Source organism: Luteococcus peritonei (assembly GCF_039526385.1).
GTDB lineage: Bacteria > Actinomycetota > Actinomycetes > Propionibacteriales > Propionibacteriaceae > Luteococcus > Luteococcus peritonei.
Genome location: NZ_BAAAIX010000016.1, coordinates 196880 through 209781 on the forward strand (window position 1 = coordinate 196880; position 12902 = coordinate 209781).

The window sequence follows — 12902 nt, forward strand, 5'->3', positions numbered from 1 at the left end:
GGGAACAGTCGATGGGGGACATCATGGTGGATCGCACCGAATCGCTCGACAAGGTGCTGGTGGTCATTCCCACCTACAACGAGGCCGAGAACATCGAGAACATCGTCAACCGCCTCCGCAGGGCCGTCCCCGACGCCCATGTGCTGGTGGCCGACGACAACTCGCCCGACGGCACCGGCGAGATCGCCGACCGGCTGCACGAACAGCATCCCGAGCACGTCCACGTGATGCACCGCAAGGGCAAGCAGGGCCTGGGTGCCGCCTACCTGGCCGGCTTCCACTGGGGCCTGGACCACGGCTACGACGTGCTCGTCGAGCACGACGCCGACGGCTCGCACCAGCCCGAGCAGCTGCCCAGCCTGCTGGAGGCGCTCGAGGACGCCGACATGGTGAAGGGCTCGCGTTACGTCAAGGGCGGTTCGGTGGTGAACTGGCCCACCAGCCGGCTGCTGATCAGCCGCGGCGGCAGCCTGTGGACCCGGATGTGCACCGGCATGAAGGTCAAGGACATCACCGGCGGCTTCAACGCCTTCCGTGCCTCCACGCTGCGCGCCATCGACCTGGACGAGATCGCCAGCGCCGGCTACTGCTTCCAGCTGGATCTGGCCTGGCGTGTCGACAAGGCCGGCCTGAAGATCGTCGAGGTGCCGATCGAGTTCATCGAGCGGGAGCGCGGCGAGTCGAAGATGAGCAAGGACATCGTCACCGAGGCCCTGATCCGCACCACGCTGTGGGGCGCGGAGCACCGGGCCAACCAGCTCAAGAACCTGGCCCTCGGCGCCCGTGAGAAGGCCGAGCCGGTGGCCCGTCAGGCTGCGGAGACGGTGGGCCGCAAGGTCACCGAGGCCCGCGAGCAGAAGAAGGACTGAGCCATGTCTGCCGCACCTGCCCCCGGCACGCGGCGACGCAACCAGTGGGCGCTGCCGGTGCTGGTGGCGCTCCTGGTGGCCCTGCCCCTGCTGGAGCTCTGGCTGCTGCTCAAGGTCGGGAACTGGATCGGGGCCCTGCCCACCATCGCGATCCTGGTGGTGGAGGCCGCCTTCGGCGCCTGGCTGATGCGCCGCGAGGGCAGCCGCGCGTGGACCGCGCTGAAGCAGACCCTTGGCTCGGGCCGGATGCCGGCCGCGGAGCTCACCGACGCCGCCCTGATCCTGGTCGGCGGGGTGCTGCTGATGCTGCCGGGATTCTTCACCGACCTGTTCGGCTTCATCTTCCTGCTGCCCTTCACCAGGCCGCTGGCCCGCTCGGTGGTCGGCTTCTTCGCCGCCCGGCAGGTGGCCCGCACCGGCGTCGAGATGGATCTGCTGCGGGCCCGCAGCGATCCCGGGGCCACGGTGCCCGGCCAGGTCGTCGACGAGCCCGCCCCCGGGTCGCGCCCCGAGCAGCGCCGCGACCAGGATGGCGGCGAGCCGCCGGCGATCACCGGCACCGTGCTCTGAGCAGTGCACCACCGGCCCCCAGACGGAACAGGCCCCCGACCGTGATGGTCGGGGGCCTGTCCTCTGCGGTGCCGTCGGGCCCGCGAGCCGTCACTGGTCCTTGCGCAGCAGCTCCAGGCGCTCCTCCAGGAGAACCTCCAGCTCCTTGATGCTGCGACGCTCGCGCAGCATGTCCCAGTGGGTGCGCTGCGGCTTGGTGACCTTCTCCGCGGGCTGGGTGCCGTCGCTGCGCAGGCTCTGCGAGCCGCAGCGCGGGCACTCCCACTCGGCGGGGAGCTCGGCCTCCATGGCGAAGGTCACCTCGAAGTGGTGCTCCTTCGCGCAGTCGAAGCCGACGGTCTGGCGGGCGGCGAACTCGATGCCCTCCTCGTCCTCGAAGCTCTTGGCTCCCAGTCCCATGCCGCGCAGTGCACGATCTGCCATGCCTCTTCCTCCTTCTCGCCCCGGATCGGTGAACCCCCGCCGGTGATGGCGTGGGCGATTGCCCCATCCACCACTGACAACGAATGCTGCTGCTGGATTGTTCCCCCGCCGACGTCGGCTCAGAGCTGCGGGGAGGTCGGCTCGCGGTGACCCCGGGGCCACATCCCCCGCCGCTCCAGCACCCCACGCAGCACGTCCACGGCATCGGTGACGATCCCGTCCACGCCCTGGTCGATCAGTCCGTCCATCCGGTCCGCATCGTTCACGGTCCAGACATGCACCACCTTGCCACGACGGTGCGCCGATGACAGCAGGAATGGCGTCAGAATCTTGACCCGTCGTCCCCGCACCACGTGCTCCTCCGGCACCTGGAAGGCCACCGCGGGGCTGGCCAGCAGGCGGGGGAGCAGCGGGACCCGCGCGGTCCAGGCCACACCCACCGGGCCGGCGGAGGTCGCCACCCGGCCCCCCGTGAGGTGTCGGAAGCGCCGCAGCCGGTCCTCGCCGAAGGAACCGACACAGACCCGGTCCTCGGCGCCGTGGTCAGCCAGCGTGCGGGCCAGCGGCTCCACGGCTCCCGGCGCCTTGATGTCGATGTTCAGGCGCGCCTGGCCGAACCGCTCCAGCACCTCGTCGAGGGTGGGGATGATGGCATCTCCGCCCACCCGGGCGCTGCGTACCTCCGCCAGGCTGAGCTCGGCGATCAGGCCGGTGCGGTCGCTCACGCGGTCCAGCCGGTCGTCGTGGAAGGCCACCAGGTGGCCGTCGCGCGTGGCGTGCACGTCGGTCTCCAGGTAGCGGTAGCCCAGCTCGACGGCCCGTCCGAAGGCCTCCAAGGTGTTCTCGCGGCCCTGGTTGCCCTCCAGCAGTGAGCCTCCGCGGTGGGCCAGCGGGATGAAGGGCTGGTCGAAGTAGGCGAAGTCACGGGCACGCATGGCGCCCACCCTAGTGGGCCGCTTGCGGCTCAGCGCTCCACGAGGGGGAGGCGGTCGAGCTGCGCGGCGAGGGCCTCGGGCAGCCAGTCCGGCAGGCCGTGCCAGGCGGCCATCGCGTACCAGGTGGCCAGGATGCACACCACCACGAAGGTCCAGAAGGCACGTCGGGCGGGCAGCGGCCAGTTCTGGAACCAGTCGAGCCACTTCTTGAACCACATCATCACCCCGTGCGCCCAGCTGAACTCGCTGGACAGCACCAGCAGGCCCAGCATGAACAGCGGGATGCCCCCGGGGCCGGGCAGCCATCCGGTCAGCACCGAGGCCACCATCAGCAGGCCGCCGACCAGACCCACGCCGATCCGGTACCAGAACAGCGCCACCGGGCTGCTCCGGATCCGGGCACGCCAGGCCCACCGGTCACCGTCCTGCGCGGTGCGCAGCAGGTGCGGGCGGGGCTCCACGTCGGAGGCCAGGTCGGCGGGGAATCCGTCCCCGGCAGGTTCGTCCAGAACCTGCTCGCCCTGGTGACGCTCGTTGTGCATGCGCACCAGAGTGCCAGAGCCGGTGTCGGCCTCCCAAGCGACCACAGGCGGATCCCACCTCCTCCCCTGGTCGGGGGTCGGTGCCTCCCCGGAGGGCGTGCGGTCGGCTGGCAGAATGGCGCGGGTGAGCATCCTGTCCGTCCAGTCCCACGTCGCCTACGGTCACGTCGGCAACTCCGCCGCCGTCTTCCCGCTGCAGCGGGTGGGGGTGGAGGTGTGGCCGGTGCACACCGTCACCTTCAGCAACCACACCGGCTACGGCGCCTGGCGGGGTCCGGTGCTGCCGGCCGACCAGGTGCGTGAGGTGGTGCAGGGGATCGACGACCGCGGCTTCCTGGGCCAGGCCGACGCCCTGCTCACCGGCTACCAGGGCGACGCGCGGATGGGCGAGGTGATCCTGGACACCCTGGCGCTGCTGCGGCGTCGCAACCCGCGGGCGATCTACTGCTGCGACCCGGTGATGGGCGACACCGCCACCGGCTTCTACTGCCTGCCCGGCATCCCGGAATTCCTGCGGGACCAGGTGGTCCCGCAGGCCGATGTGCTGACTCCCAACCTGTTCGAGCTGGACTTCCTCACCGGCCGCAGCCCCGCCAGCCTCGCCGAGGTGGTCGAGGCCGCCCAGCAGTTGCGCCGTCGGGGGCCGGGCACGGTCATGGTCACCTCGGTGACCACGCCGGACCTGCCCGACGACGTGCTGCGCATGGTGGTCGTCGACCAGGCGGGCGCCTGGCAGGTGGAGACCCCACTGATCGAGGGCTACTTCACCGGAACGGGAGACCTGACCGCCGCCATGTTCCTCGCGGGCCTGCTGCGCGGCGAGAGCGCGGCGCAGGCCATGGCCCAGACCGCCTCGGTGGTCTACAGCGTGCTGCGGGCCACCGCAGACCTGGGGCGCAGCGAGCTGGCGCTGGTGGAGGCACAGCAGGAGCTGGTCACGCCCAGCCACCGCTTCAGCGCGACGCAGATCGGCTGAGATGCCCGGCTGGCGCGGGCACGGCGTGCTGCAGCTGCCGGTGCCGCCGCTGGAGGACTTCGTCCGCGGTGGAACATCCCACTACGACCCCTCCTTCCTGGGCCAGCCGGGACCGGCGGGGGAGAGCTTCGTCCATGCCCATCTGACCCTGCTGGGCCCCTTCGACGTGCTGCCTGCTTCCGAGCGCGTGCGTCGGGCGCTGCAGGGCCACGGCCCGGTGCGCTTCTGGCTGCGTCGTCTGGACACCTTTCCCAACGGGATCATCCACGCCGTCCCCGAGCCCGACGACGGGGCGCGCGGCCTCACCGCCGTGCTGCGCCGCGAGTTCCCCGAGGTCCTGCCCTACCGTGGCGAGTTCCCGGTGCGTCCTCACGTCACGCTGGACGCCGTCGGCCCGGGGATCGACGAGGACTGGGTCCGAACAGCCACCAGCCGGGTGCTGCCCGTGCTCGTGGTCGCAGACCGGGTGGACCTGGTCTGGTACGAGTCGGGCGGCACCCGGCTGGTGGAGACCTTCAGCCTGTGACGCGCCTGCGGCTCACTCGTGGAAGACGTCGATGCGCGCACCCAGACGGTTCAGGCGCATCGGCAGGTCCTCGTAGCCGCGGTTGATCACGTAGACATCGCGCAGCACGGTCTCGCCGCGCGCGGCGAGCGCCGCCAGCAGCAGACAGACCGCGGGACGCAGGGCCGGCGGGCAGACGATGTCGCGTCCGCGCCAGCGGGTGGGTCCGCCCACGATCAGGCGGTGCGGATCCAGCAGCTGGCAGTTGGCGCCCAGCTTGTTGAGCTCCAGCAGATGGATGGCGCGGTTCTCGTAGACCCAGTCGTGGATCATCGTCGAGCCCTCGGCCACCGCGGCGATCACGGCGAAGAAGGGCAGGTTGTCGATGTTCAGGCCGGGGAAGGGCAGCGGGTGGATCTTGTCCTGCGCCGCCTTGAGCTGGGAGGGGTGCACGGTGAGGTCCACCAGGCGGGTGTAGCCGTTGCGGCTGGTGTACTCCTCGCTCAGCGTGTACTTCAGACCCATCTCGGTGAGCACCGCCAGCTCGATTTCCAGGAATTCGATCGGGCAGCGGGTGATGGTCATCTCGCTCTCGGTCACGATGGCGGCGGTGAGCAGGCTCATCGCCTCGATCGGGTCCTCGGAGATGTGGTACTCGACGTCGCGGTCGATCTGCTCCAGGCCGGTCACCTTCAGGGTCGTGGTGCCGATGCCCTCGATCTCCACGCCCAGCATCTGCAGGAAGACGCAGACGTCCTGGACCATGTAGTTCGGCGAGGCATTGCGCAGGATGGTGGTGCCGGGGGTCTGGGCGGCGGCCAGCAGCGCGTTCTCGGTGACGGTGTCGCCGCGCTCGGTCAGCGTGATGCGTCGCACCTCGGCCACCGACTCGTCGTCGACGTTGGCCTGGTAGTAGCCCTCGGTGGCCTCCACCTCGAGACCGAAGGGGCGCAGCACCTGCAGGTGGGGCTCGATGGTGCGGGCACCCAGGTTGCAGCCGCCCGCGTAGGGGAGCCGGAAGTCCTTGTACTGCTGCAGCAGCGGGCCCATGAACATGATGATGCTGCGGGTGCGGCGGGCCGCGGTGACATCCATGGCATCCAGGTCCAGCTCGGCCGGGCGCTGCAGCGTCAGGTCGGTGCGGTCCTCGTTCCAGGTGGCCTGCACCCCGATGCTGGTCAGCACCTCCAGCAGGCGGTTGACCTCCTCGATGCGGGCGATGCCGCGCAGCACGGTCTTGCCGCGGTTGATCAGGCTGCCGCACAGCAGGGCGACGGCGGCATTCTTGCTGGAGCGCACCTCGATGGAGCCGGCCAGCTTGGTGCCGCCCTGGATCCGGAAGTTCATGGTGCCGCTGGTGGCCGGGGTGATCAGCGGCGACTCCAGCGCCTCCGCGATGCGGTTGATCATGTCCAGGCTCAGGTTCTGGTTGCCGGCCTCGATCCGGTGGATCGCGCTCTGCGAGGTGTTGAGCACCTCGGCGAGCTGGTTCTGGGTCAGTCCACGCTGCTTGCGGGCGTCACGGATCAGGCGGCCGATGGAGGCGGGTGTGGTTTCAGTCACCATCCCAACATAACTCACAGTTGAGATATCCATGGCCCAGAAGCCTGAGTGGCACGTGAGAATTGCCCTCAAGTGTCATCAGTCCAAGGCGGTGACGCCCTTGCCGACCGCCTGCTGTTCGGCGACGCTGCCGACCCGCGTCCAGGGGCCCCGCGGACCGGTGCACGGGCGGGCCGTTCCGGCCTCCGCCGCGGTGCCGGTCCTGGTCATCGGGTGAGCTCCCGGGGTGCCCTAGAGTGGACGCCATGAGTGCACATTTCGACGTTGTTGTCCTTGGCGCCGGCCCTGGTGGGTACGTGGCTGCCATTCGCGCCGCCCAGCTGGGCAAGAAGACCGCCATCATCGAGAAGGAGTACTGGGGTGGCGTCTGCCTGAACGTGGGGTGCATCCCCACCAAGTCGCTGCTCCGCAACGCGGAGATCGTGCACATCGTGACCAAGGAGGCCGACACCTTCGGCCTGTCCGGTGAGATGACCGCCGACTACGGCAAGGCCTTCACCCGCTCCCGCCAGGTGAGCGACCGCATGGTCAAGGGCATCCACTTCCTGATGAAGAAGAACAAGATCCAGGAGTTCTCCGGCTGGGGCACCTTCACCGATGCCAAGACCATCCAGGTCACCAAGGACGACGGCTCCACCGAGGACGTCACCTTCGACAACTGCATCATCGCCGCCGGTGCCACCACCAAGCTGCTGCCCGGCACCGAGGTGAGCCAGAACGTCGTCACCTACAAGGAGACGATCCTGGCCGACCAGCTGCCCAAGAGCATCATCATCGGCGGCTCCGGCGCCATCGGCACCGAGTTCGCCTATGTCCTGAACTCCTACGGCGTCGACGTCACCATCGTCGAGTACCTGGACCGCATGGTCCCGGCCGAGGACAAGGACATCTCCGCCGAGCTGTCCAAGCAGTACAAGAAGCTCGGCATCAAGGTGATGCCCGGCACCGCCGTGAAGACCGTCGAGGACACCGGCTCCGGCGTCAAGGTCACCGTCGAGCCCGCCAAGGGTGGCGAGGCCCAGGTGCTGGAGGCCGACAAGTTCCTGCAGGCGATGGGCTTCGCCCCGCGCACCGAGGGCTACGGCCTGGACAAGACCGGCGTCCAGCTCACCGACCGCGGCGCCATCGCGATCGACGACTACATGCGCACCAATGTCGAGGGCATCTACGCCATCGGCGACTGCACCGGCAAGATGATGCTGGCCCACGTCGCCGAGGCCCAGGGCGTCGTCGCCGCCGAGACCCTGGCCGGCGAGGAGACCTTCCAGGTCAACTACGACTGGATCCCGCGCGCCACCTACTGCCAGCCGCAGGTGGGCTCGATGGGATACTCCGAGCAGCAGGCCAAGGACAAGGGCTTCGAGGTCAAGGTGGGCAAGTTCCCCTTCTCCGCCAACGGCAAGGCCTGGGGCCTGGGCGAGGGCGTCGGCTTCGTGAAGATCGTGGCGGACGCCAAGACCAATGAGATCCTCGGCGCCCACATGATCGGCCCTGATGTCACCGAGCTGCTGCCCGAGCTGGTGCTCGCCCAGCAGTACGAGCTGCGCGCCGACGAGATCGGTCGCACCGTGCACGCCCACCCCACCCTCTCGGAGGCCATCAAGGAGGCCGCCGAGGGTGTCGTCGGCCACATGATCAACTTCTGATCCCAGCAGCAACGCGCATTCATCGCCCCGCAGGTGCCCGTCCGGGTGCCTGCGGGGCGCGTGTCGTTCTGCCACCGGAGAACGGATCGCGGCGGATTCCTGGGGCTGGGCCGGTTCTCGGTAGCGTGGCGCGCATGTCCTGGACCCACCCCACTCCGATGACCCGACGAGCCCTGCTGGGTGCCTCACTGGCAGCCGGCCTGGTGGCCTGCTCCGGTGAGGACAAGACCACCTCGGCCACCTCCACCAGCACCGCCTCCGCGAGCGGCGCGGCGGGCTCTGCCGCCAGCCCGACGCCCACGCCCACCCCGCAGCTCGAGCTGCCTCGAGGCGGACGGACGTTGTTCCCCAGCTACCGCCTGTTCGGCTACTCCGGCCAGCCCGGCGCGCCGGGCCAGGGTCGGTTGGGCATCGGAGACCTCGACGAGCGTGTCATCGAGATGGAGAAGCGGGCCGCCCCGTACGCGAAGGGCCGCAAGATCATGCCCATCATGGAGCTGATCGCCACCACGGTGCACGGCTCCGCGGGCAAGGACGGCATGTACCGCAGCCGTACCGACGACGCCGTCATCCAGGAGTGGCTGACCGTGGCGCGCAAGCACAAGGCCATGCTGCTGCTCAACATCCAGCCGGGTCGCAGCAGCTTCCCGGTGGAGGTCAAGGCCTTCGAGAAGTGGCTCACCCAGCCCGACGTCGGCCTGGCGCTGGACCCGGAGTGGCGGATGGGCCCCGGGGAGGTGCCGATGAAGACCTTCGGCCACGTCACCGCGCAGGAGCTGAACGAGACAGCGGCCTGGGTCTCGGACCTGGTGGCCGAGCACGGCCTGCCGGAGAAGGTGATGGTCTTCCACCAGCTCAACCCGGGCGTGGTGCGCAACGAGAAGGCGCTCAAGCCGGCCAAGGGCGTGGTGATGATCAAGTCCGTGGACGGCATCGGGGGTCCCGGGGCCAAGATCGACACCTACCAGAACGTGGTCAAGACCATGCCGGCCTTCGTTCATGCCGGCTTCAAGCTCTTCTACCAGGAGGATGTGCAGACCGGCGGGCGGCTGATGACCCCGGCCGAGGTGATGGGCCTCAAGCCGGTGCCCGAGTACGTCCTGTTCGAGTAAGTAGGGTGTGGCGCATGACCGACTTCCACCTCATCGGCGACGAGACGGCCGACGAGCTGCTGGCCAGCGACGACAACGCCCTGCTGGCCGGCATGTGCCTGGACCAGCAGATCTCGATGGAGAAGGCCTTCGCCGGCCCCGCGGTGATCGCGGAGCGGATGGGCGGCCGTTTCGACGTCGAGGCGATCGCCGCGATGGACGAGGCGGACTTCGTGGAGCTGTGCGCCCGCAAGCCGGCCGTGCACCGTTTCCCCGGCTCGATGGGGGCGCGGCTGCACCAGCTGTGCACCGTGCTGACCGAGGAGTACGACGGCCGGGCCGCGAACCTCTGGGCGGACGGCGACGGGCGCCAGGTGCTGGCCCGGCTCAAGAAGCTGCCCGGCTTCGGTGACCAGAAGGCCCGGATCTTCCTGGCCCTGCTCGGCAAGCGCCGCGGCCTGCAGGCCTCGGGGTGGCAGCAGGCGGCGGGGGAGTTCGGCGAGCCCGGCTTCCGCTCCGTGGCCGACATCACCGACGAGGCCTCCCTGCTCAAGGTGCGCGAGACCAAGAAGGCGGTCAAGGCTGCGGCCCGTGCCGCCAAGCAGGAGACGACGGCATGAGCCCGCGGCTGGTGGTGGGCGCGATCATCGTCGACGACGATCGTCGTGTGCTCGCTGCCCGCCGCAACCGCCCCGCCGAGCTGGCCCTGCAGTGGGAGTTCCCGGGCGGGAAGGTCGAGCCAGGGGAGAGCCCGCAGCAGGCCCTGGAGCGCGAGGTGCACGAGGAGCTGGGCTGCCGGATCCAGGTGCACGCCGAGTTCGAGAGCGTCGACGGGGCCTGGCCGATCAACGACGAGCTGGAGCTGCGCGTCTTCTTCGCCAGCCTGGTGGCCGGTGAACCCCTGCCCGGTGACAGCCATGACGAGCTGAGCTGGGTGGCTCCGGTCGACCTCGACGCGCTGGTCTGGCTGGAGGCCGACGAGCCGATCGCCCGGCTGCTGCAGCAGGGTCTGCTGCGGTGAGCGCGACCCGTCCGGCCCCGGCGCGGCCGGTGGCCATCCTGAACCCGGTGGCGCGCGGTCATGCCCGCACCGTCGAGCTGCTCGACCGGTTGGCGCGCGAGCACGGCTGGCCCGCCTGGCGCCACCTGCCCACCACCGAATTCGACTTCGGCGGCAGCCAGGCAGAGCAGGCGCTGGAGCTGGGCGCAGACCTGGTCGTGGTGGGCGGTGGGGACGGCACCGTGCGGGCCGTTGCGGAGCGCCTGCGTGGCACGCAGACCGCCATCGGGATCGTCCCGCTGGGCACGGCCAACATCTTCGCGCGCAACCTGGGGCTGTCTCCCCGCCGGCTGGAGGCGGCTGTCGGGGTGGCCATGTTCGGCAGCCCGCGTCGGTTGGACCTGGGCGTGGCCTGCTTCCGCACCGAGTCCCTTCCCACCCAGGACTCGCGCGAACACCTCTTCCTGGTGCTGGCCGGGCTGGGCAATGACGCCCTCACCGTCGCGGCCACCCGTCCCGGTCTCAAGCGTCGTCTGGGCTGGTTGGCCTACTTCGAGTCGGGCAGCCGGCACCTGGTGCGCAGACCGGTGAGGATGCTGGTCCAGCTCGACGACCAGCCGGCGCTGCCGCGGGCGCTGTGGAGCTGTCTGGTGGGCAATGCCCCCCGCATCCCCATGGGCATCAGCATCTTTCCCGCACGAGAGCTCGACGACGGACTGCTCGACGTGATGGAGGTGCGGGTCACCCGGCTGCGGCAGTGGTTCCCGATCGCCCTGGCGGGTGCGCGTCGCCGGGCGGAGAGCCCCTGTCTGGTCCACCACGACGCGCGTCGCGTCCGCCTGGTGCCCGACGAGCCCACCGAGCTGCAGCTCGACGGCGACGTCTTCGGCCCGGTGGTGGAGGCCACGCTGTCCGTCCACCCCAGATCCCTGCTGGTGAACACTCCGGAAGGAAAGACCCGATGACCGCAGACCTGAGCCTGGTCCGTGACCTGCTCGCCGACCACACCGACCAGGAGGCGGAGCTGCGCATCCTGACGCTGCTGCAGGAGTTGCCCACCGAGCAGCTCAACGCCTTGATGGGCGACGACGAACTGGCCGAGCGCCTCTTCGAGGCCCTCGACGACCATCTGCTCGGCGCCCGGAACCACGAGGCCCTGGTCAGCCTGCTCGCCGTGGAGCGACGTGGCGAGCTCGACCTGCAGTCCTGCGCGAACCTGATCCACGGCCTGCAGGTGGGCCGGACCTCCTCGAAGGACGAGCAGGTCATCCTGTCCCTGGTGCGGGAGCTGCGGGGTGAGGAGCTCACCCACCTCAAGAACCTCCTCAACCTGCGCAACGACCACCACGACCTGGAGGGGCTGGTCTTCGTCGACATCGACGACGAGCAGGTGCGCGAGGAGCTGCTGGCGCACTTCGCCGAGTCAGTGCCCGACGAGCCGGTGACCGAGGCGAAGGTGCTCTCCGACATCGATGACACCGTCTTCTGCAAGCTCCACGACAAGCGCTACCCGAAGGGGACCATGTACCCCGGGGTGCTGGCCTTCCAGGAGGCGCTGGACCAGGGGCCGCACGACGACCCGAAGAGCGTGGGCGACCTGACCTTCGTCACCGCCCGACCGATGGACTTCTTCGGCCCGGTGGAGAACCACTCCCGCGAGAGCCTCAAGAAGGCTGGCATCGCGGACCTGTCGGTGATGTCGGGCAGCCTGTTCAGCCTGGTCACGCTGGACCGGATGGCCGGCAAGAAGATGGAGAACATCGACCACTACGTACGCCTGTTCCCCGAGTACCGGATGACCTTCATGGGTGACTCGGGCCAGGGCGACGTGAAGGTGGGGGAGCGGCTGTGGGAGCTGCACCCCGACGTGGTGGACGCCGTCTTCATCCACGACGTGGTCGACACCCCCGAGGAGGAACGACGCGGGCACGCCGAGCACCGCATCTGGTTCCACGACACCTACGTGGGTGCGGCGAACCGGGCCCTGGCTCTCGGACTGATCAGCAGCACGGGGTGGCAGCACGTCGTGGACGAGGCGCGCAAGGCCTTCGACGAGATCGCGTGGGAGTCCGGTGAGCAGGAGGACCGGATGCGCACCCTGCTGGAGCGGGACATCGCGGCGCGCCCCGAGCCGGGCAGCGCGCGCGATGGCGCAGCTCGAACCGCCTGATTCGCCTCTGGCAAGGTCAAGGAGCCGATGCGTTCGAATCTGGCCGTGCGGATGTGCAATTGCGACCCAGATGTGTGTATCCTGATCCAGCTCTCGGAACGACGGACCTCGGTCCCACAGAACCGATCGGCGCAAGTGGCAGAGGCTCGCAAGAGCTGCTAAGCTTCTCAAGCCGAAATCGCAGCAGCGATTGGAGCCGGCACACCAAACCACCTCGATTCTGAGGGGACCGGTGCGTCCGAAGCGGTCAGGATCGCCGGTTTGACGCCGACGATGCGGATCACTAAAGTAGAATGAGTTGCCGCAAGGTGACGAAACGGGGAAAACACAGCAATGTGTTTCTCCAAGCCAGGCCGGAAACGCCGATTTGAAATGGCGCAGAAAGCCCGGTAAGATTGATCGAGTTGCCCCAAGCACACGTCGAGGGATGTGGGCGCGGGTCGCACCCGAAACTTGAGAACTCAACAGCGTGCTTTATGGTCAATGCCAATTTTTACCCGTGGCCATTGTCTTCATGGATCTGCCTTTGTGGTGGGTTTGTGTTGTGGTGGTTATGGTTTCTTTGAGTATTTTTGATGATTGCCAGTTTTTCTGGTTTTTTGTCGGGACTCA

14 protein-coding genes are annotated in these 12902 nt (G+C 68.9%); 10 read left to right on the forward strand and 4 right to left on the reverse strand.

Features of this window, described 5'->3' with window-relative positions; genetic code table 11:
• Positions 1 to 23: 23 nt before the first annotated feature.
• Entirely contained in the window at positions 24 to 869 is an 846-nt protein-coding gene (locus tag ABD073_RS08155; protein WP_343873529.1) for a polyprenol monophosphomannose synthase, read from the forward strand.
• A 3-nt stretch (positions 870 to 872) separates the two neighbouring features.
• Positions 873 to 1439 (forward strand): FxsA family protein, encoded by a 567-nt coding sequence (locus ABD073_RS08160; protein ID WP_343873531.1) that lies wholly within the window; start codon positions 873 to 875, stop codon positions 1437 to 1439.
• A gap of 90 nt (positions 1440 to 1529) precedes the next feature.
• Here ABD073_RS08160 and ABD073_RS08165 read toward each other — a convergent pair whose 3' ends face one another.
• The 3 genes from ABD073_RS08165 to ABD073_RS08175 all read right to left on the reverse strand — a co-directional run bounded on the left by ABD073_RS08165 (position 1530) and on the right by ABD073_RS08175 (position 3339).
• Positions 1530 to 1862, reverse strand: a complete 333-nt coding sequence (locus ABD073_RS08165) for an RNA polymerase-binding protein RbpA (protein WP_343873533.1) — start codon at positions 1860 to 1862, stop codon at positions 1530 to 1532.
• Between the two features lie 119 nt (positions 1863 to 1981).
• Entirely contained in the window at positions 1982 to 2797 is an 816-nt protein-coding gene (locus tag ABD073_RS08170; protein ID WP_343873535.1) for a glycerophosphodiester phosphodiesterase family protein, read from the reverse strand.
• Positions 2798 to 2826: 29 nt separating this feature from the next.
• Positions 2827 to 3339: a PGPGW domain-containing protein gene (locus ABD073_RS08175; protein WP_343873537.1), complete on the reverse strand. Its 513-nt coding sequence runs from the start codon at positions 3337 to 3339 to the stop codon at positions 2827 to 2829.
• A 115-nt stretch (positions 3340 to 3454) separates the two neighbouring features.
• Here ABD073_RS08175 and pdxY point away from each other — a divergent pair, with 115 nt between their 5' ends.
• Together pdxY and ABD073_RS08185 are read left to right on the forward strand one after the other, a co-directional pair.
• The gene (pdxY, locus tag ABD073_RS08180; protein WP_343873538.1) at positions 3455 to 4315 is read left to right on the forward strand and encodes a pyridoxal kinase PdxY; all 861 of its coding nucleotides are present in this window, start codon (positions 3455 to 3457) and stop codon (positions 4313 to 4315) included.
• Between the two features lies 1 nt (position 4316).
• Positions 4317 to 4841 (forward strand): 2'-5' RNA ligase family protein, encoded by a 525-nt coding sequence (locus tag ABD073_RS08185; RefSeq protein WP_343873540.1) that lies wholly within the window; start codon positions 4317 to 4319, stop codon positions 4839 to 4841.
• A gap of 12 nt (positions 4842 to 4853) precedes the next feature.
• On the opposite strand, the gene ABD073_RS08190 is transcribed toward ABD073_RS08185, so the two are convergent.
• The gene (locus ABD073_RS08190; protein ID WP_343873541.1) at positions 4854 to 6383 is read right to left on the reverse strand and encodes a helix-turn-helix domain-containing protein; all 1530 of its coding nucleotides are present in this window, start codon (positions 6381 to 6383) and stop codon (positions 4854 to 4856) included.
• A 245-nt stretch (positions 6384 to 6628) separates the two neighbouring features.
• Here ABD073_RS08190 and lpdA point away from each other — a divergent pair, with 245 nt between their 5' ends.
• The 6 genes from lpdA (at position 6629) to ABD073_RS08220 (ending at position 12290) form a co-directional block, all read left to right on the forward strand.
• On the forward strand, positions 6629 to 8029 hold the full coding sequence (gene lpdA / locus ABD073_RS08195; protein WP_343873542.1) for a dihydrolipoyl dehydrogenase: 1401 nt from the start codon (positions 6629 to 6631) through the stop codon (positions 8027 to 8029).
• A 134-nt stretch (positions 8030 to 8163) separates the two neighbouring features.
• Positions 8164 to 9141, forward strand: coding sequence for a hypothetical protein (locus tag ABD073_RS08200; RefSeq protein ID WP_343873543.1), 978 nt, complete (start codon positions 8164 to 8166; stop codon positions 9139 to 9141).
• A 14-nt stretch (positions 9142 to 9155) separates the two neighbouring features.
• Positions 9156 to 9740 carry an HhH-GPD-type base excision DNA repair protein gene (locus tag ABD073_RS08205; RefSeq protein ID WP_343873544.1) on the forward strand — a complete coding sequence of 195 codons (585 nt, stop codon included), beginning with the start codon at positions 9156 to 9158 and terminating at the stop codon, positions 9738 to 9740.
• Positions 9737 to 10141, forward strand: a complete 405-nt coding sequence (locus ABD073_RS08210; RefSeq protein ID WP_343873545.1) for a (deoxy)nucleoside triphosphate pyrophosphohydrolase — start codon at positions 9737 to 9739, stop codon at positions 10139 to 10141. The genes ABD073_RS08205 and ABD073_RS08210 overlap by 4 nt, the downstream gene beginning before the upstream one ends.
• Entirely contained in the window at positions 10138 to 11085 is a 948-nt protein-coding gene (locus ABD073_RS08215; RefSeq protein ID WP_343873546.1) for a diacylglycerol/lipid kinase family protein, read from the forward strand. The genes ABD073_RS08210 and ABD073_RS08215 overlap by 4 nt, the downstream gene beginning before the upstream one ends.
• On the forward strand, positions 11082 to 12290 hold the full coding sequence (locus ABD073_RS08220) for a phosphatase domain-containing protein (protein WP_343873547.1): 1209 nt from the start codon (positions 11082 to 11084) through the stop codon (positions 12288 to 12290). The genes ABD073_RS08215 and ABD073_RS08220 overlap by 4 nt, the downstream gene beginning before the upstream one ends.
• The last annotated feature ends 612 nt before the right edge of the window (positions 12291 to 12902 follow it).